24 protein-coding genes are annotated in these 15,253 nt (G+C 71.0%); 2 read left to right on the plus strand and 22 right to left on the minus strand.

Features of this window, described 5'->3' with window-relative positions:
* Position 1: 1 nt before the first annotated feature.
* The 6 genes from MXD62_RS19985 to MXD62_RS20010 form a co-directional block, all read right to left on the minus strand.
* Entirely contained in the window at positions 2-1,117 is a 1,116-nt protein-coding gene (locus MXD62_RS19985) for a head maturation protease, ClpP-related (RefSeq protein WP_248831042.1), read from the minus strand.
* A 399-nt stretch (positions 1,118-1,516) separates the two neighbouring features.
* Positions 1,517-1,702: a hypothetical protein gene (locus MXD62_RS19990; RefSeq protein ID WP_248831043.1), complete on the minus strand. Its 186-nt coding sequence runs from the start codon at positions 1,700-1,702 to the stop codon at positions 1,517-1,519.
* Positions 1,703-1,938: 236 nt separating this feature from the next.
* Positions 1,939-2,184: a hypothetical protein gene (locus MXD62_RS19995; protein ID WP_248831044.1), complete on the minus strand. Its 246-nt coding sequence runs from the start codon at positions 2,182-2,184 to the stop codon at positions 1,939-1,941.
* Positions 2,185-2,186: 2 nt separating this feature from the next.
* Positions 2,187-4,322 (minus strand): phage portal protein, encoded by a 2,136-nt coding sequence (locus MXD62_RS20000; RefSeq protein WP_248831045.1) that lies wholly within the window; start codon positions 4,320-4,322, stop codon positions 2,187-2,189.
* On the minus strand, positions 4,319-4,531 hold the full coding sequence (locus MXD62_RS20005) for a hypothetical protein (RefSeq protein ID WP_248831046.1): 213 nt from the start codon (positions 4,529-4,531) through the stop codon (positions 4,319-4,321). Before MXD62_RS20005 ends, MXD62_RS20000 begins: the two co-directional genes overlap by 4 nt.
* A 73-nt stretch (positions 4,532-4,604) precedes the next feature.
* Positions 4,605-4,829, minus strand: coding sequence for a hypothetical protein (locus MXD62_RS20010; RefSeq protein ID WP_248831047.1), 225 nt, complete (start codon positions 4,827-4,829; stop codon positions 4,605-4,607).
* 96 nt (positions 4,830-4,925) lie between these two features.
* Here MXD62_RS20010 and MXD62_RS20015 point away from each other — a divergent pair, with 96 nt between their 5' ends.
* Positions 4,926-5,303, plus strand: a complete 378-nt coding sequence (locus MXD62_RS20015) for a DUF6011 domain-containing protein (protein ID WP_248831048.1) — start codon at positions 4,926-4,928, stop codon at positions 5,301-5,303.
* Between the two features lie 35 nt (positions 5,304-5,338).
* Complete coding sequence (locus tag MXD62_RS20020) at positions 5,339-5,569, plus strand: hypothetical protein (RefSeq protein WP_248831049.1); 231 nt, start codon at positions 5,339-5,341, stop codon at positions 5,567-5,569.
* A 56-nt stretch (positions 5,570-5,625) separates the two neighbouring features.
* Here MXD62_RS20020 and MXD62_RS20025 read toward each other — a convergent pair whose 3' ends face one another.
* The 16 genes from MXD62_RS20025 to MXD62_RS20105 all read right to left on the minus strand — a co-directional run bounded on the left by MXD62_RS20025 (position 5,626) and on the right by MXD62_RS20105 (position 15,106).
* The gene (locus tag MXD62_RS20025) at positions 5,626-7,002 is read right to left on the minus strand and encodes a phage terminase large subunit (protein ID WP_248831050.1); all 1,377 of its coding nucleotides are present in this window, start codon (positions 7,000-7,002) and stop codon (positions 5,626-5,628) included.
* Positions 6,999-7,391, minus strand: coding sequence for a hypothetical protein (locus MXD62_RS20030; protein ID WP_248831051.1), 393 nt, complete (start codon positions 7,389-7,391; stop codon positions 6,999-7,001). Before MXD62_RS20030 ends, MXD62_RS20025 begins: the two co-directional genes overlap by 4 nt.
* Before the next feature lie 159 nt (positions 7,392-7,550).
* A complete protein-coding gene (locus MXD62_RS20035; protein ID WP_248831052.1) occupies positions 7,551-7,835 on the minus strand; it encodes a hypothetical protein in 285 nt (94 codons plus the stop codon).
* Positions 7,832-8,659 carry a hypothetical protein gene (locus tag MXD62_RS20040; RefSeq protein ID WP_248831053.1) on the minus strand — a complete coding sequence of 276 codons (828 nt, stop codon included), beginning with the start codon at positions 8,657-8,659 and terminating at the stop codon, positions 7,832-7,834. Before MXD62_RS20040 ends, MXD62_RS20035 begins: the two co-directional genes overlap by 4 nt.
* On the minus strand, positions 8,649-8,840 hold the full coding sequence (locus MXD62_RS20045; RefSeq protein ID WP_248831054.1) for a hypothetical protein: 192 nt from the start codon (positions 8,838-8,840) through the stop codon (positions 8,649-8,651). Before MXD62_RS20045 ends, MXD62_RS20040 begins: the two co-directional genes overlap by 11 nt.
* Positions 8,837-9,097: a hypothetical protein gene (locus MXD62_RS20050; RefSeq protein ID WP_248831055.1), complete on the minus strand. Its 261-nt coding sequence runs from the start codon at positions 9,095-9,097 to the stop codon at positions 8,837-8,839. The genes MXD62_RS20045 and MXD62_RS20050 overlap by 4 nt, the downstream gene beginning before the upstream one ends.
* A complete protein-coding gene (locus MXD62_RS20055; RefSeq protein ID WP_248831056.1) occupies positions 9,090-9,377 on the minus strand; it encodes a hypothetical protein in 288 nt (95 codons plus the stop codon). The genes MXD62_RS20050 and MXD62_RS20055 overlap by 8 nt, the downstream gene beginning before the upstream one ends.
* Complete coding sequence (locus tag MXD62_RS20060; RefSeq protein ID WP_248831057.1) at positions 9,374-10,087, minus strand: hypothetical protein; 714 nt, start codon at positions 10,085-10,087, stop codon at positions 9,374-9,376. Before MXD62_RS20060 ends, MXD62_RS20055 begins: the two co-directional genes overlap by 4 nt.
* Complete coding sequence (locus MXD62_RS20065; RefSeq protein ID WP_248831058.1) at positions 10,080-10,334, minus strand: hypothetical protein; 255 nt, start codon at positions 10,332-10,334, stop codon at positions 10,080-10,082. The genes MXD62_RS20060 and MXD62_RS20065 overlap by 8 nt, the downstream gene beginning before the upstream one ends.
* Positions 10,331-10,528 (minus strand): hypothetical protein, encoded by a 198-nt coding sequence (locus MXD62_RS20070; RefSeq protein ID WP_248831059.1) that lies wholly within the window; start codon positions 10,526-10,528, stop codon positions 10,331-10,333. Before MXD62_RS20070 ends, MXD62_RS20065 begins: the two co-directional genes overlap by 4 nt.
* Before the next feature lie 2 nt (positions 10,529-10,530).
* On the minus strand, positions 10,531-10,773 hold the full coding sequence (locus MXD62_RS20075; RefSeq protein WP_248831060.1) for a hypothetical protein: 243 nt from the start codon (positions 10,771-10,773) through the stop codon (positions 10,531-10,533).
* The gene (locus MXD62_RS20080) at positions 10,770-12,026 is read right to left on the minus strand and encodes a DnaB-like helicase N-terminal domain-containing protein (RefSeq protein ID WP_248831061.1); all 1,257 of its coding nucleotides are present in this window, start codon (positions 12,024-12,026) and stop codon (positions 10,770-10,772) included. Before MXD62_RS20080 ends, MXD62_RS20075 begins: the two co-directional genes overlap by 4 nt.
* Positions 12,026-12,241 (minus strand): hypothetical protein, encoded by a 216-nt coding sequence (locus tag MXD62_RS20085; protein ID WP_248831062.1) that lies wholly within the window; start codon positions 12,239-12,241, stop codon positions 12,026-12,028. The genes MXD62_RS20080 and MXD62_RS20085 overlap by 1 nt, the downstream gene beginning before the upstream one ends.
* Positions 12,238-13,095 (minus strand): hypothetical protein, encoded by an 858-nt coding sequence (locus MXD62_RS39285; protein WP_285224125.1) that lies wholly within the window; start codon positions 13,093-13,095, stop codon positions 12,238-12,240. Before MXD62_RS39285 ends, MXD62_RS20085 begins: the two co-directional genes overlap by 4 nt.
* A complete protein-coding gene (locus MXD62_RS20100; RefSeq protein ID WP_248831064.1) occupies positions 13,092-14,159 on the minus strand; it encodes a hypothetical protein in 1,068 nt (355 codons plus the stop codon). The genes MXD62_RS39285 and MXD62_RS20100 overlap by 4 nt, the downstream gene beginning before the upstream one ends.
* 425 nt (positions 14,160-14,584) lie before the next feature.
* Positions 14,585-15,106: a hypothetical protein gene (locus MXD62_RS20105; RefSeq protein ID WP_248831065.1), complete on the minus strand. Its 522-nt coding sequence runs from the start codon at positions 15,104-15,106 to the stop codon at positions 14,585-14,587.
* Positions 15,107-15,253: the final 147 nt, after the last annotated feature.

The raw sequence follows: 15,253 nt of genomic DNA on the forward strand, positions 1-15,253 counted from the left end.
GTCAGGCTCCTGTCAGGTGTGCGGTTGCTGCGGCCCAACCGCCGTCAGCGCTGGTCGTGGTGAGACGGGCTGCCGTGGCGGCCCAGTCGTCGATCGGGTCGGTGGAGGTGGCGGCGGCTGCGGCCTGCTGGATCGCGTCGGCCTGGTCCGGGGTGACCGCCGGCCGGAGGGCGGGCGGCGGGTCCACCTTGCGGTCCGCGAACGTGTCGGCGAAGTTGGCGAGCTCCTCGCGTAGCCGCGCGGTGATCAGCTCGTCGAGGGTGGCCCAGGCGCGCCGGTCTTCGGCGATCTCGGCGGGCTGCTCGGGTAGCTGTCCGACGGGTTTGATGTGCGGGTCGCTGGCATCGGCTGCGGCGGCGTCGGGTGCGGGTGCCTGCTCGCGGCCGGCGTACCGGTAGATCGACAGGTCCCACGGCTTCACCTGGGCGGCGAGGTCTTCGGTCTCCTCGACGGGGCCAGACTCGCCGGCGTCCGCGGTCTGCGTGCTGGCGGGCCGGTCGTACTGGGCGACCTTGTCGGCCAGGCCGGCGGCGACTGCCTCGTCGGCCATGTACCAGGTCTCGGCCTTCATGCGGCCGCGCCAGGTGTCGTATCGGCCGCCGGCCCTCGAGGCGTACGCGCGGGCGATGTTGTCTGACTGGCGGTTGAGCAGGTCGGCCATTTCGATCATGTCGGCCTGGTTGCCGTAGGTCATGCCGATCGCGTCGTGGATCATGAGCTGTGACTGTGGCTGCATGATGATCGTGTCGCCGGCCATCGCGATCACGGACGCGATGCTGGCCGCGATGCCGTCGACCACGACCGTGACATTGGCCGGGTGCGAGCGGATCAGGTTCGCGATCGTGATGCCCTCGAAGACGCTGCCACCGGGCGAGTTCAGCCGGACGGTGAGGTTCTTCGCGGTGACGGTGGCGAGGGCCTGGGCGAAGCCGGTGGCGGTGACGCTGTCGTACCAGCCGCCGATCGTCGAGTAGATGGTGAGTTCGGCGTCGGTGTCGTCGTCGCCAGCGGCGTTGGCGAGCCGGTACCAGTCGCCGGTGGTCGCTTCGACGGGTCGGGCGTGGTCGAGGAGGGCGCGGAGGCGCCGTGGGAGGTCGACGGCTGCGACCAGCTCCATACGTGGCACCTCCGGTGACGATCGCAAATGGTCATGCTGACCATTACGCGATCAGTATCCACCATGAACGGCGCGAACTGCACGAACGGGGCCTACGGAGGGTCTGGGCATGCCGCGAGGTGTCTGCCGGACGGGGGTGGCACCCCTAGCCGTGGGGGTGTGACCGGCGTTACTCTCGTTTGCGCGGGGACGGGGCGGCGGCTGGCGGGTCGGGTCTCAAGGGGTCGGGGTCGCGCCCGGCCCGGTCTCCCTCACCGCACGAGCCGGGCGAACTCTGACGTAACGTCAAAGGCCCGATAAGTCTTGATTCTCGGGTTGCAGAACGGAAGTTATCCACAGGATTCGGGCATGCCAGGTACCGGAACTGGACGGCGCCAGAACCCCAGATGAGAACGGTTCTCAGTCCTCGTCGTCGGGCTCGTGTTGCTTCCGGTGCACGGCGAGCGCCAACCGCACCCCTGCTGTCTCCGCGTCGACGGCCACCGATCGCGCACCGACGCGGGCGAGTAGGGCGAGGTGGATCGGCCACGGGCAGTCCGGGCAGTCGATGACCGCCGTGCCAACCCGGACGAGACTCTCAGCCACGGTCAGGCGGCGGCGTGCTCTCCTTCGCACGGCGCGGGTGCGGGTCGCCGGTATCGCGGCCGGGCCAGTCGTGGCCTGCCGTCTCGCCGCACCAGCAGCGACCCGACCCCCGGCCGAGGACAACCATGAGATGGTCGGCGCGCGGCGCGCGCACTTGACGGTGTCGGCCGTGCGCCCAGTCGGACCGGTCGCGGATGGCGGCCCGGTCGGATGCGCGGCTTCTAGGCAGTGGCATGTCAGGCGACCGGGGGCCTGGTGGCAATCGCCGCGCGCATCAGCCGGGCGACCTCGCGCGCCTGCTCGTCGGTCACCTTCGGGTTCTCGAACCGGATCACTCCGCCATCCGCCAGCCCACCCCGCCGGGCCTGGAGCTCCGCCAGCCGCCGTTTCGCCGCGAGGTAGTTACGGCGGTTGTACAAAAGACTCGCGAGCGAGACGGCCAGCGCGACCAGCGAGAACCCGAACACGAACGTCTCGTTCATCGTCAGCCCTTCTTCCACCGGATGAAGTACGTGCCTCTGCAGCGCTCGCGGCCGAGGCAGTCGGGGTAGCCGCCCGCGTCGTACATCTCCCGCGCCTCCGCCAGCGTGGCGAACTCGTGGCCGTCCCAGTCCCGGCACGGCTCGCAGGCGTTCGGGTCGTTCTGCTCACTCGCGTAGATCTTCCCCCCGCGGCGTAGCTTCAGCGCAGCAGCGAATGCCGCACCTCTCGCCAGGTTCGTGGCCCGGTGCATCGCCGCACCCACCTGCGCCGCCCGGTCGCTGCCCTTCAGCGCCTCGAGGCGGTCGCGCACCTTCCCGGCGACCCGGGACCCGACCGCACCCGGGGTGTAGTGCCGCAGCGCCTCCCGCGCGGCAGACCCGGCGAGCCCGGCCGCGGCGAGTTCGGCGGTGACGCGGGCGATCTCGACCAGCTCGGCGCCGAACGCGACGATGTCGGGCAGGCCGAGGTCGGTCAGGTCTTCGTCGACGTCCGGGGCGACGACGTCCACGCCCTGCGCTGCGCACTCCCGCGCCGCACGCTGTGCCGCGGTCGCGGCGAGGTCACCGAGCGCCCGGCGCAGCAGATCCGCCCCGGTCAGATCGTCCGGCACCGCGAGGTCAGTGAGCGCGTCGAGGTCGTCATCGTCGATCGCGGTCTCGACCTGCTCGACGAGCGCGTCGATCTGCCGGGCGAGGATCGGCGCGAACTGCTGTTCGAACCGGTCGAGTGCCTCGTCGAGGTCGTCACGGACACCGGACAGGTCAGGCTCGGGGTCGTCCTCGTCGTCGGCGTTCCGCGCTGGGGGTAGCGCGGGCGGGTGCGGGTGGCGGTGGCCGTTGTGCGCGGGCAGCGCCAGCGGACGACGCGCACCGTCCACCTCGGAGGGGGTTTTCGGCCCGGGAAGCGACCGGCCGGGCAGGCCAGCGCCGGGCGCAGCGGGTGCCGTGTAGTCCATGGGCGGGAGGCCAGCCCAGTCCAGGACGGCGGCCGGGTCGTAGCCGGCCGCGGCGAGCGTCGCGACGGCGGTCGCCTTGCTGGTGCGTTCCCGGTCGTCGGCCTCCCGGTCCTCCGGGACGGGGCTGTCGTAGGCGAACTCAAGACCGCGGCCGGTCGGCCCGTACATCGGCAGAAGTCGGGCGTTGAGCTCGTCACGGATGTCGGACAGGCGGGGGACGGTGTGCCCGGACGCGAAGATGTACGTCTCAGCCTCGGCTGACGCGCGGTTCACGTCCTCGATGTCGCCGAGCATGGTCTTCGGGAACGCGAACGCCTGACGGATCATCTCCGAGGACGCGCCGCGGAGTTCCACGAACTGCATGTCGCGGGGCGAGAACGCGTTCTGCACCCACTTGACCTGCTCGAGGATGGCGACGCGGTGGGCGTTGTTGACGCCCTGGTGCTGCTCGCGCCACCGGGCGGTCATCTCGTTGAACTCGTCGTCGGACAGGCGGCGGTCGACTTCGACGACACCGCCAGGTTCGGCGCTGTTGATGAAGAACTGCCGGTTCCACTCTGCTGCTGCGCTCGCCGAGTACAGGTCGGTGAGGATCGTCTGCACCGCGCCCATGCCGTGGTACGGATCCCACGGGCACGGCGCCTGCTGCATCTGAATCACCTGGTCGGGCAGCAGCGGGACCCGCTCGCCGTCCGGGCCGTGGTAAATCCACCCGGCCAGGTACCGCTGCGGGTGCGGGACGGGTTCCATCCGGTCGGGGCGCACGGGCCACAGCTCGATCGGCAGGGAGCCGACTTTGACGACGACCAGGATGCCTTCGCCGACCAGTTCTTTGTGCTGCTGGAAGGCTTTCACGAGCCGGGTCCGGGTGTAGTGGGCGTTCGTCGTCGGTTTGTTCCACAGGTCGAGGGCGGCGTGTGAGGTGACCTCGACCGGTTCGGTGTTCCGGCCGGTGGCCTGTCGGTTGAGGTGCCAGGTGGCGGCGGCTGTGGTGGCGGCGTACTTGTTGACGATCGCGAACAGAGTGCCGTTCGCTCCGAGACTCTTGAGCTCGGCTTCCTGACCAGCGGGGCGCATGAGGCCGGAGAAGCCGGAGCCGTAGGCGCGGCCGACGTAGGGGACGGGTGTGGTGGTCTGCGCGGGGGTGCGCGCGGCCCGGATGGCGGAGACGAGGGACTTCACAGGCGTCCGTTCGTGGCCGTGTCGGGCTTGGTGACCTCGTCAGCCAGGCCGAGCGCGACCGCACCAACCACCGCGGCGGCGAGCAGACCCCACCCGATCCCGGCGAGGACCCACACCCCTGCGGTGAGTAGCCCGGTGAGCCATAGCAGGGCGGCGAGGGAGAGCAGGCCGTGGGGTGGCCTGGCGAGGCGTGCCCGCGGTCTACGCATGCCGATCACGATACGCGGGAGGGGTATCCCGGTCTGCCCGTGACGTGCAGGTCAGACGCTGGGACGGTCCGGTTCATCCGAGCACGGTCTTCACGGTCGACAGGGATACGCCGACAGCTTCGGCGATCTTCGGCTGAGACAGGCCGGTCCCGCGTAGTTCCCGAATCGTCTCCTTGCGCGCGTCGCGCACTCGGCTGAGCGCGCGGTTCGTCTCCTCGATGAACGCGGTCATGTGGGCTGCCCGCTCGCGCGGGTCTTCGATGGCGAGGATCTTGTCCACCTCGCTGGCGATCGTCATGGGTGCAGTGTAGCCGCCACCCCTCTACCGGCCGTCCGTTGACCGGTAACCGGTTAGCGGGTAACCTATGGTCTACACCGACCACGGGGAGCCGAGATGACCGCCACCACCACCGCCCACACCAACTGCGGACGCTGCGGCCGGAAGCTCACCGACCCCAAGTCGATCGCCACCGGCTACGGGCCCGTCTGTGCCCGCAAGGTCGCCACCGAGACCACCGAGTTCAGCCCCGAGCAGGTCGCGAAGGCCGTCCGGCTGGTCGCCGCCGGTGGCGTCGAGCGCACCCGGTCCCGCCACTTCCACGGCCTGTACCTGGTCGCCGGCGCCTACGGCACCTACCAGGCGACCACCAGCGACTGCACCTGCCAGGGCGCGGCCGAGCACGGCGGCTGCTACCACATCGCCGCCGTCCGCCTGGCCCTCGCCAGCCCGGCCACCACGACGCCCGCGGCCCGGTACGCCCCCGCCGCCTGACCGCCCCGCACCCCACTGACCCGAGAGGACCGATCATGACGATCGCCCAGGCCGGCACGCTGGTCTACTACATCGGCAGCAAGACGTCGCTACACGGCCCGGTGCGGGTCGTGGCCGTCGGGCAGTGCTGGTGCTGCCACTGCAACGGGCACGCCCGGTATCGGCTGGTGCAGTCGCTGCCGGCCTGCGTCGACGGGCCGCGGCCGCGGAGCATCACTCACGTGCGGCCCCGGTCGGTGCGGCAGCTGCTGCCGCTCGTCGACTGACCGGCCCCGCCCCCCGTCGAGCCCCCGCCACGCGCGGGGGCTCAGTCGCGTGGGGGTCAGCCCATGCTGCGGATCCGCGGGGCGCCCATCTCCCGCTCGTTACACAGGTAGCGCAGCGCGTCCATGCCATGATCGTTCTCTTTGAGTGGCTCTTCCTTCGGCGCCTGGCTCGCCGCAGTCGCGCCGGGCTTCCGCCAGATGTACTGCGGGAACTCCTCCTCCGTGCAGGTCGGTAGGCGCGCGTCGGCGAGTTCCTGATCCCGTCGGATGACGGCATTCCGCATGATGAACAGGCGGGGCCGGCCGTCACCGGCCGGCTTGAGTCGCTTCTGGACGGCCTGGATGCCGTCGGCCACCCCTTTCTTCGCTGGGATGGTGCCCAGGCCCACTGTGGTGGACAGGACGACGCGGCCTTCAGCATCGTGGTCGCAGATGACCGCCCGGGGGCGGGGTTCCCGCCAGGCCCACCGGCCGGTTTCCGGGTTCAGGTCGGCGACCTCGGCGAGGATCTCCCGGCCGTTCTCCTCGACCGTGCGTTTGGTGAGGTACAGCTCCCGGTAAAGGTAGAGCCGGCCGTCGCCGTCTTCAGCCCAGCACTGGATGACCATCGGGTTCGTGTACCCGAAGTCCACGCTCCACCAGCGGGTCCAGGTGTCGGGAATGGGGAACGGGTCGATGACGTGGACGCCCGGATCCCACGCCTCGTAGATCATGCCCTCGGAGGCGACCCAACGGCCCCAGCGCAACCGGTGGTAGCGGGCCCCGGAGAGGTTCTCGAGCCGGTCGAGGTAGCCGCGGCCGGTCTTGGTCCACTCGCCGTCCTGGTACAGGAGCGGGTTGTCCTCATGCTTCGAGTACAGGATCTTGAGCCGGCCGTCCCGTTCCCGGGCCTTCAGATGGTGGGTGGGGCCGTCGGGGTTGGTGGCCATGATGAGCTGCTGGTAGCTCAGCTTGCCGTTGCGGAGCCGGGACAGGATCGTCTCGACGTCGTCGACGGTGACTTCGATGGCCTCGTCAACGAACACGATGTCGTACTCGGTGGACAGGAGCCGGGTGGGCTGGTCGAGGCCGCCGACGTTGATGACAGCGCCGTTCTGGTACCGGTAGCCGGGCGCCTCCTGCGAGGATCCGCCGAACCATTTCAGTAGCTGCGCGTCGATCGCTTCTTTCGCGACCCGCTCGCGGAAGCTCACCAGGGTGGATGCACCAAGGCTGGCGAGCGTCTTGCGGACGATGAGGCACCGCGCGCCAGGTTTCGCGAGGCTGACGAGGTGCAGTTTCATCAGGCACGGCACGCTCTTGCCGGTGCCGGCCGCACCGGACATGAGGATCTCTGTCGCCTTCGAGCGGAGCATCTCGATGGCGGCGCCCCGCGGTTCGAAGCGGACGACGGCCCCGGGGGGTGGCGCGAGGTCGACGCCGGCAACGCTCATTCGCCGATGATCTCCGCCGGGTCGATGCCGACGATCTCGTACCGGACCCCGCCGGCCACGCTGACTTTCTGCTCGGCGTCGAGTCCGAGGAGCTTCGCCCGCCGGTCCTGGATCTTCAGGAGCCGGTCGACCGCTTGGAGCACGGGCGCGTCGTCTTCGAGTGGCTCACCGTCGAGGTAGATGACTTTGCCGTTGGAGACGGTGACGTGCTGCTTCTCCAGCACGGCCATGACGGCGACGTGCATGCGGTCGAGCCGGTCGAGTTCGAGTTGCCGGACTTCGGCGGCGGGTTCGTTGGGGATGGTGGCGTCGAGGGCGCGTTGGACGGCGTCGTGGGCGCTGCTGACGGAGGCCATGCCCATGGTGAGGGCGATGTCTCGGTAGGGCATGCCGCGGGATCGGTGGCGGAGCGCTTCGGCGTCACGTTCAGCGCTCTGTTGGGTACGTATGTACCGTCCGTTACCGGGTGTTCGTGTGGCCTGGTGTTCGGCCTCCGGTTCCCGCTCGTCCATGTGATCAGTTTGCTCCGGGTTCGCTCTGGTGTTCGGTCATGCGGCTGTGATGCGGCGTGCGATGCGGGCCCAGGTGGCGGCGCTCGTCGCCCATGTCACGAGCGCGTCGAGGCGGCGCCATGCTGCCTGCTGCTCGGCCTGCCGCCGCCGGTCCTGGTGCTGCCGCCGGGCGGTCTCGGCGGCGCGGACGATGACCTCCGCGCGGGCGGCCGGCCAGTCCCACGCTGGCGGGAGCGGGATGGCCGCGCCGCAGTAGACGCACCAGCCTGGGTCGGCGCTGTTGGTGATGTGGCCGGTGCCGTGGTGGGGCTGCGCGGTCATGTGGCCTCGCTCGGGCTGGTCGTCTCGGCCGGCGGGGCAGCGTCTGGCCGTGGGTCGCATCCGCAGACCCATTCGCGTTCCGTCATGCCCCAGCCGGTGACCTCGATCCGGTTGGGGCAGGCCTCGCCGGTGTGGGGTGTGAACTTGGCCGGCATGTTATGCGGTTGATCTCCGCTGGCCGGCGGGAACAGCTCGGCGGCGATGACCGCGGCGACATCGGCGAGGTCATCGAGGCGGGTCGGGTTGAAGTCGGTCCAGTCGAGGGCGCGCAAGGCGTCGACGATGGGGAAGATCTGCGGTTTCCAGCTTCCGTGTTCGGCGGTGCTGGGCTCGCGGGCCTGCTGGACGGGTGCCGGCGTGCCGGCGGCGTCGAGGGCCTCGCGGATGCGGCTGATGGCCATGATGAGCCCGGAGCGCTCGGCTGCCTGGGTCTCGCGGTAGCCGCGGCGCTTCTCGGCCTCGGCTTCGATGTCGGTCAGCGCTGCCCGTACCCGTTCCACGGCCGCCTCGGCGGTGTCGGCGCGCTGGTGTGCGACTGTGGCCGCGGCCCGAAGGTCTGTGATCCGGGCGGTGGCTGTGGCCTGGTCGCGCTGGGCGGTGGTCAGTTCGCCGCGGACCTGGTCGAGGCGGTCGAGCACGGTGGCCAGCTGCGTGTCGGCGGTGTTGGCGCGCTGGCCCAGCCTGCCGAGTTCCTGTGTCCATCGCCGCGCGTTCGTGATGGCGGCGGCCTCCAGTTCGGCGACCCGGGCGCGGAGCTGGGCGATGGTGCGCGCGGCTTCGTGTGGCAGCAGGGTGAAGACCTCGCCGTCGGGCTCAGTCGGCACGAGCGACCTCCTCGGCGTGTGGGATGAGCTGGCGGGTGGTGGCGGCGTGGCCGCTGCCGTGGCAGAGGGCTCGGGTGATGCGTCCTTGTGCGTCCAGCGCGCGATGGCCTCGTAGGCGGCCGTTGACGCGGATGAGGATCGCCTGGCGGCAGTGGGGGCAGGTGGCGCGCTGGGCGCTCACCGGGTGCCCTTGACTGCACCTATGGCGAGCACGATCAGCGCCCCGTATCCGAGGGCGTAGGTGAGTGCGGTGCGTAGGTCTCGCCAGGTCCATCGGTCGATCGGGTCGTCCTGGTCGCAGTCACAGCGGACCTTGACGGTGGCGCCGGGGGTGGTGCAGATGGCCCAGGCGAGGGCGGCCTGTGTGAGGGCGTCGACGGCGCCGAGCGCCTCGTCGGTGGGTGCCGCCAAGGTGACGGCGATCGTGTGCTCAGGCACGGCGCTCCCCCTCGGCGCTGGTCTCGGCCGGGGCGGGTGGCTCGCCGTGGGGTACGTGGCCCAGATGCTGCTGGCAGCTGCAGCCGTCGACCGGCCCCCATGACGGGCAGGCGGACGTAGCCCCGGCGCCGTGCTTGCAGGGCAGGTTCCAGAAGCCGTTGTCGCAGCCGCACTGGCTGTCGTCATGCCAGCCGGTGATCCACTGCCCGCACTCGTCGCAGGTCAGGTACGGGTTGGCGTGGGTGATGTGGACGTGGGTTCGGGTGTGGGTACGGATCATCGCTCGCTGTCCTCGCTGGTCTCGGCCGGGCGGAGCTTGCCGCTGGCGATGTCGGCGGCGATCTTCGCGTGTTCGGCGCGGGCGGCTTTCTCGGTGCCGATGTCGGCGCCGACCCACGCGCAGATGCCGCAGGACCAGTGCCACCGGCCGTCGGCGCTTCTGACGATCTCGATGTCGTGGTCGCTGCCGGGGGTGTCGGCCGGCTCCTCGCTGGCGGCCGGGGTGGCCTGCGGGATCTCGACCCAGCCCGGGAGTCGGCGGAGCGTGGCGTCCGGGGCGGGCACCTCGGTCCAGCCGATGCCGTCCGCGTCGCCGTCGTATGCGACCTGCCACCAGCGGTCGCCGTCGGCGGCCCAGACGGCGATGAACGGCCAGGGGGTGTGCGCGGCGTACAGGGCGGCGCGGGTGACGGGCCCGTCGGCGTCGTCCAACCCGTCGGCGGCCTGCTTGGCGGCCTGGGCGCGCAGGGCGGCGATCCCGCGGCGCCCCGGGCCGTCGCCGAACTGGTCGAGGTCTCGGGATGTTGCGAGGGCGGTGGCTTCGGCGACGGTGCCGCACAGGTCGGTGTCGTCGAGCACGACGCCGCCGTAGTCGGTCCGGAAGGTGATCGCCCACCCGAGGAGCTGGCCGGCGCGACGGTCGAGTTCGTCGGCGACGGCGCGAGCGAGGTCGGCCGTGTCGATGGTGATGGTGATGCTGGGGTCAGCCATGGGTGGTCTGCTCCTCGGTGTCGTCCGCGCTGCACCCGTGGTGCCGCCCAGCCGGGCCGTGGGCGGCCGTTTGCCCGTCCTGCGCCTCTTCGGGTGCGAACGCGGCTTTCGGGGTGCCACGAGCCTCGTAGCGCTTCCATGCGCGGCGGGCGGCCCGGTTGCCGTCCGGTTTCGGGGTGGCGGGCGGCTGGTTCTTGACGCGGCGGGTGGTGCGCCGGCCGCCGACCGGGCCCGAACGCTGACTCACCGGGGCTGCCCGGTGGCCGTGTGGGCGGCCTCGAACCGGTCGGCGAGCAGACGCAGCAACCGCGCGGCTTCGGGCCGGTCGACGCGGCTGGACATGACATGGGCGCCGCCCTCGAGGTCGATGCCGACGAGGAGGGCCCACTGGTGGGCGTCGATGACGGCGATGTCGTCGGTCGTGTCGGGCTGGTCGGTCACGGTCATGCCTTCCGGTAGCTGGTGCAGTCGCAGTCGCGGATGCCGCAGTGGCTGGCGGACGGGTTGCGGTGGCGGTGGACGTGCGAGCCGTGCCGGCACTGGCAGGCGGGGCCGCGGTGGGCGAGGGCCTGGCGGAGCGCGCGCAGTGCGGCGGCCCGGGTGCGCTCGTCGGCGGGCTCCGGTGGTGGGGCCGCCGGCGGCACGTAGCCAGCCGGCGGGCCCATCCGGAACTTCTCGTCGCTCACGCCGGCCGGTTCGCCTTCGGGAACGGCTCGTTGTCCCGCCACATCAGCAGCGAGATCGGCCGGTCCTCCAGCCAGGCGTTCCACGCCTTGATGTAGGCGGCGAGGATCTGCCTCGTCTCGGCCTTGCGGGGCGCTCCGGCCTCGCGGGTGAGCCGGTTCCGCAGGACGAGGATCGGGCTACCGGAGGTGAGTCCGGCGCCGTCGAGGAGCGGGCCCCAGAACAGGGCGGCGTACTCGGGCTCGGCCTGCGCGATGATCCAGTAGGCGGCGGCTGCCGTGGAGATCCGGATCGGCAGCATCTTGCGGAGCGCCCGGCCTTGCTTGAGTGCGGCGTCGAGGGTCTCGGCGCGCCCGTCGACGAAGGTGACGATCTGCTGCGAGGTCCCGCGGCGCTGCTGGCTCTGGGCGTTGCCGAGGGTGCCGTGGACGTAGCCCCAGCAGAGCTGCGCGGCGGCGGCGATGTTGCTCGAGTCGGCCATGCCGTGCATCTGTAGGACGTTGCCGATGGTGCGCTTGGCGCCCTGGTCCATGGTGTCCTGCGCCGAGGCGGGCAGGCCGACGGCGAGAACGAACGGCTGGGTGGCCCCGGAGCCGACGATGGCGGCGAGGCGGTGCTGGCCGTCGAGGAGGTTCCCGTCGGTGTCGAAGCGGATCGCGTCGCCGTTGAAGCGCCAGTCGCCGCGGTTCATCTCGGCGATGTAGCCGGCGACGCGGCGGTCGCCGAGGTTGCGGTTGCGGGTGTTGCGGTTGGCGAGCCAGTCGGCGGCCATGTCCGGGGTGACGTTGACGATCCGCACGTCGGGGATGGGGCTGATCGTCGGGTCTCCGACGGTGGTGATCATGTCGAGTTCGGGTGTGGTAGTCACGGGGTTCTCCTCGCGGCTGGTCTGGTTGATGTCGGGTGTGCTGCGGGGGTCCCGGGGGGCGCTGGCGGGCGCCTCCCGGATCTCGGCGACGAAACGCCGGAGGTCTGTGGCGCTCACGGATTCGGCCGCGCCTGCGCATCGGAGGAGGTATTCGATTCCTCCGACGGCCTCGAGATGGCCTCGCTGGTCGAGTTCGACGGCGACAGCGACGAGGTCGTGTGGGAGTCCGCGCTGGTGGAGGTCCTTGACGGTCTCGAAGATGAGCCGATGCGCTTCGGTGGAGAAGTTCGAGGCGGAGAGCTCCGAGGTGACCAGGTGTGCCGCTTGCCCTGGCGGCAGTGGCTCGTCGAGCGGGTCGAAGTCGTCCGCGCTCCCGAAGGTGGCCATCAGGCGGCCTCGACTTCGGGCCGGGGCTTCCACGTCGTCGGCTTGCGGACGGCGCGCTCGGCGCCTGCGCGGTCGTCGGCCATGCGGGCGGCGAGCTGGTCGAGCCACGCCTGGTAGTCGTCCTCGTCCGTGAGCTGGTAGATCCGCTTCCGGGGCTTGGCCGGGGTGGTGTTCGCGGCCCAGCGGGTCAGCTCGACAGCGGCGTCGGTGCTCACGCGGTCGCCTCGGTGCCGTCGTCGCCCATGGCCTCGAGGGCGCGCAGCGCAGCGGCGCGCCGGGCTTCGAAGTCGGCGGCTTCGGCGCTGTCGGTGTGGCGGGCGATCTCGAGGCGGGCGCGGCGCATCGCTTCGTCGATGTCGGTGTCGGCGCCGTAGTCGCGCATGCGGTGGCGGAGCGCAGCCTGCCCGAACCTGCTGGTCGGGTTCGTGTTCTTCGGCAGCAGGAACCGGACGTCGCCACCGAGCGATGCGATGGCCTCGTCGAGGCGGGCGAGGTCGGCGACGCGGCGGGAGCGGAGTTCGACGGCCTTCTCGAACGTCTCCGGTGCTGGCGGGGCCTCGAGCGCCGGGCGTGGCCGGGGCGGCGGTGCGGCGATCTCTCGCCGGGCGCCAGCGATCCCGCCCGGGGCCAGGGCGCGCTGCTCGAACTCGGCGACGCGCGGGGCGTAGGCCGTCCGCCAGTCGAACAGGCTCATCGAGCACGCCTGTTCGATGCCAACCAGGTTGATCGTTGCCTGTACGGCGGGGTGGATGGCCGGGCGGGTGGAGGGGCCCGGGAGCGGGGTGCCGGCCGGGCCGTACCAGGTCCGGAGGGCGATGGCCTGCGCTCGGGCGGTGGCGACGTCGGGCGGGAGGACTCCGGCGGCGGTGGCGGCGTGGCGGCGGATGTCGGCCGGCATGATCCACGGGCCGTTGCTGGCGAAGTGGGTGCGGACGGCGGCGGCGGCCACGTCGGCGGGGATGTCTGCGAGGAGGCTTGCCCACGCGGTCGGGGTGCCCTCGTTGACAGCGAAGTTCGGCGAGAACCCGCGGATGAGCTTCAGGAGCTGGATCACTTCGTTCGGCGTCATGCGGTCTCTCCGTGGATGACTTCGCCGTCGATCACGGTGAAGGGGAAGATCGAGGACTGGTCGGGCTCGGTGGCGCCGTTGAGGCGGGCTTCGGCGGCGTCGAGGATCTGGTCGGACTGCTGGGCGCGGGTGAGCGGCCGCACGTTCGAGCGGGTGCGCTGGCCGCGGCGGATCTCCTCGCGGACCCAGCGCTTCCAGGTGCGGGCCCAGCCGACGTCACCGGTCTTGGTCGCGTCCCTGCCGGTCTTCGAGCACCAGAAGTCGCGGAAGTCCTCGACGGTGCGTCGCGCCTGCTCCGGGGTCATGCCCTGGTCGAGGGTCCACTGCTTCAGGCCGCGGTCCGGCTCCCAGTCCTCAGGGAGGCGGGTTCCTCGCTTCGGTCCTCCGCTGCGGGGTGGCGCGCTGTGCGTGCCCCCAGCTTTTAGATCCTCTTCCCTTCCCTCTTCCCTTTCCCTTTCCACTTCCACTTCCACTTCAGGGCGGAGGGTCTCGGGAAGGCTCCGGAGATTCTCCGGAGGATTTCCGGAGGACTCCGGAGACGTTGCCTGACCTGCGGTTATGCCGGTGTCGCCACTCTCCGCGGTGATGCCGTCGCGACTCTGGGCTGTCTGTGCGTCGAGCACGTCAGCGGACGCTCCGGACGTCTCGGAAAACCTTCCTGCGGCCTCAACCGGGGCGTTTCCGGGGCCGGAAAGCCTGCCGGAGGGCTCCGGAGGATTTCCGGAGGACTCCGGAGGAGCCGGAATCTTGCTCTTGGTCGGGTGGCTGATCTTCTGGTGATCGGCCCATCCGGGTAGGTGCAGGTACAGCTTGGCGGCCACCTCGTAGCGGCGGATGCAGCCGACGTGCTCGAGCGCGTCGAGGTCGGCCGCGACGTCGCGCGCGGTGATGTCGTCGTCGAGCGGGTAGACGTGGGCCTTGATCAGCCGGGCGTCGGCGCGGCACCGGCCGTCGTCGTCGGCGTAGGTCCAGATGCCCGCGAAGGTCCAGCGTGCACGGACGGGGACCTGTGAGAGGGAGTCGGACGCGAAGGCGTCGGGCTTGATCGTTCTGATGCGGGCCATCTCAGACGTCACCGACTGTGCTGGTGGTGACGGAGGCCGCATCCGCACGGAAGATCACGCGCGGGCATGGCAGAATAGGCAATGCACTGCTCTCTCTGTTGCTTCCATCAACAGGGGTGGTGCGTCGCGGTTCGGATTCCCGTCCGTTCCGCTCGCCCTTGAGGCGGGTTCCCACCGGGCAGACGCTAACTGCCCGGTGGGACACCTCGAAGACTTCCCCCAGCATACCCCGTACGGGGCATTTGCACGTGCGCACGGCCGTCCCTTCATGTGACCTCACCGGCCCGCACACCGGCCCCCCAACAAACCGCCTGGCCAGGCCGAACACCGTGCACGCGGAAACCCCGGAACGCCTTTCTGCCAGGCTTTCCGGAGTTATCCCCAGCGCTTTCCGCAGGCTTTCCGTCACGCACCTCCCGCCCCGGTCATGCCGCTTCCCTGGCAGCCCGGTACCGGTCGAACAGGTCCAGCTCGCGCAACAGCACCGCCCGGTGCTCCCGCCACGTCACCCCCGGCTCATCCGCACCGATCTCCCCAATCGGCCGCGACCGGTCAGGCTGCCGCCGGTCCCACCGCTGCCACCGCTCCCGCGTCGTCTCGCATGCCCGCCGGGTACACAGCCGGTACGGGCTGGTACTGCCCGCGTTCCGGTAGTAGGGGCCGCCGCAGTGCTCACACGTCGACCGGGACCGCTCCCGGCCGCCGTGGCGACGCCGGTGCCGTTCGCTGCGCCGCCGGTCCCGTTCGGCGCGGCACATCCGGTCGTCGCACCACCAGACGGCACCGGGCTTGCGGTGCCCGCCGGACAGCACGGGCTTACGGCAGTGGCCGCAGGGCTGGGTGTCGAACGCGGTCCGGATGCGGGACTTGACGGCCCCGACGGCGAGGGCGCGCGCGAGGATCTGGCGCCGCTCGGCGGGTGTCGCACCGGGCGCGTCCGCGGTCACGCCGCACCGGCCATGAGGACCCGGCCGACATGCTCGGCGACCTGCGGCACCACCGCGTTCCCCAGCCGGGCTACTCGACGTCCGTCCAGCCCTCCGGGAACCCCATCAGCCACTCGACGGCCTCGGGAGCAGGCCGCCACGAACCGG

The sequence above is a fragment of the Frankia sp. Mgl5 genome, assembly GCF_023242985.1.
Lineage (GTDB): Bacteria > Actinomycetota > Actinomycetes > Frankiales > Frankiaceae > Parafrankia > Parafrankia soli.

Excerpts from the sequence above, each read along its gene's own strand:
- MXD62_RS20100 (WP_248831064.1), bottom strand. The coding sequence starts at position 14,159 with ATGGCCCGCATCAGAACGATCAAGCCCGACGCCTTCGCGTCCGACTCC.
- MXD62_RS20060 (WP_248831057.1), bottom strand. The coding sequence starts at position 10,087 with ATGGCTGACCCCAGCATCACCATCACCATCGACACGGCCGACCTCGCT.
- MXD62_RS20030 (WP_248831051.1), bottom strand. The coding sequence starts at position 7,391 with ATGCCCTACCGAGACATCGCCCTCACCATGGGCATGGCCTCCGTCAGC.
- MXD62_RS20035 (WP_248831052.1), bottom strand. The coding sequence starts at position 7,835 with ATGACCGCGCAGCCCCACCACGGCACCGGCCACATCACCAACAGCGCC.
- MXD62_RS19985 (WP_248831042.1), bottom strand. The coding sequence starts at position 1,117 with ATGGAGCTGGTCGCAGCCGTCGACCTCCCACGGCGCCTCCGCGCCCTC.
- MXD62_RS39285 (WP_285224125.1), bottom strand. The coding sequence starts at position 13,095 with ATGACGCCGAACGAAGTGATCCAGCTCCTGAAGCTCATCCGCGGGTTC.
- MXD62_RS20010 (WP_248831047.1), bottom strand. The coding sequence starts at position 4,829 with ATGACGATCGCCAGCGAGGTGGACAAGATCCTCGCCATCGAAGACCCG.
- MXD62_RS20005 (WP_248831046.1), bottom strand. The coding sequence starts at position 4,531 with ATGCGTAGACCGCGGGCACGCCTCGCCAGGCCACCCCACGGCCTGCTC.
- MXD62_RS20055 (WP_248831056.1), bottom strand. The coding sequence starts at position 9,377 with ATGATCCGTACCCACACCCGAACCCACGTCCACATCACCCACGCCAAC.
- MXD62_RS20020 (WP_248831049.1), top strand. The coding sequence starts at position 5,339 with ATGACGATCGCCCAGGCCGGCACGCTGGTCTACTACATCGGCAGCAAG.
- MXD62_RS19995 (WP_248831044.1), bottom strand. The coding sequence starts at position 2,184 with ATGAACGAGACGTTCGTGTTCGGGTTCTCGCTGGTCGCGCTGGCCGTC.
- MXD62_RS20015 (WP_248831048.1), top strand. The coding sequence starts at position 4,926 with ATGACCGCCACCACCACCGCCCACACCAACTGCGGACGCTGCGGCCGG.
- MXD62_RS20080 (WP_248831061.1), bottom strand. The coding sequence starts at position 12,026 with ATGGCCACCTTCGGGAGCGCGGACGACTTCGACCCGCTCGACGAGCCA.
- MXD62_RS20025 (WP_248831050.1), bottom strand. The coding sequence starts at position 7,002 with ATGAGCGTTGCCGGCGTCGACCTCGCGCCACCCCCCGGGGCCGTCGTC.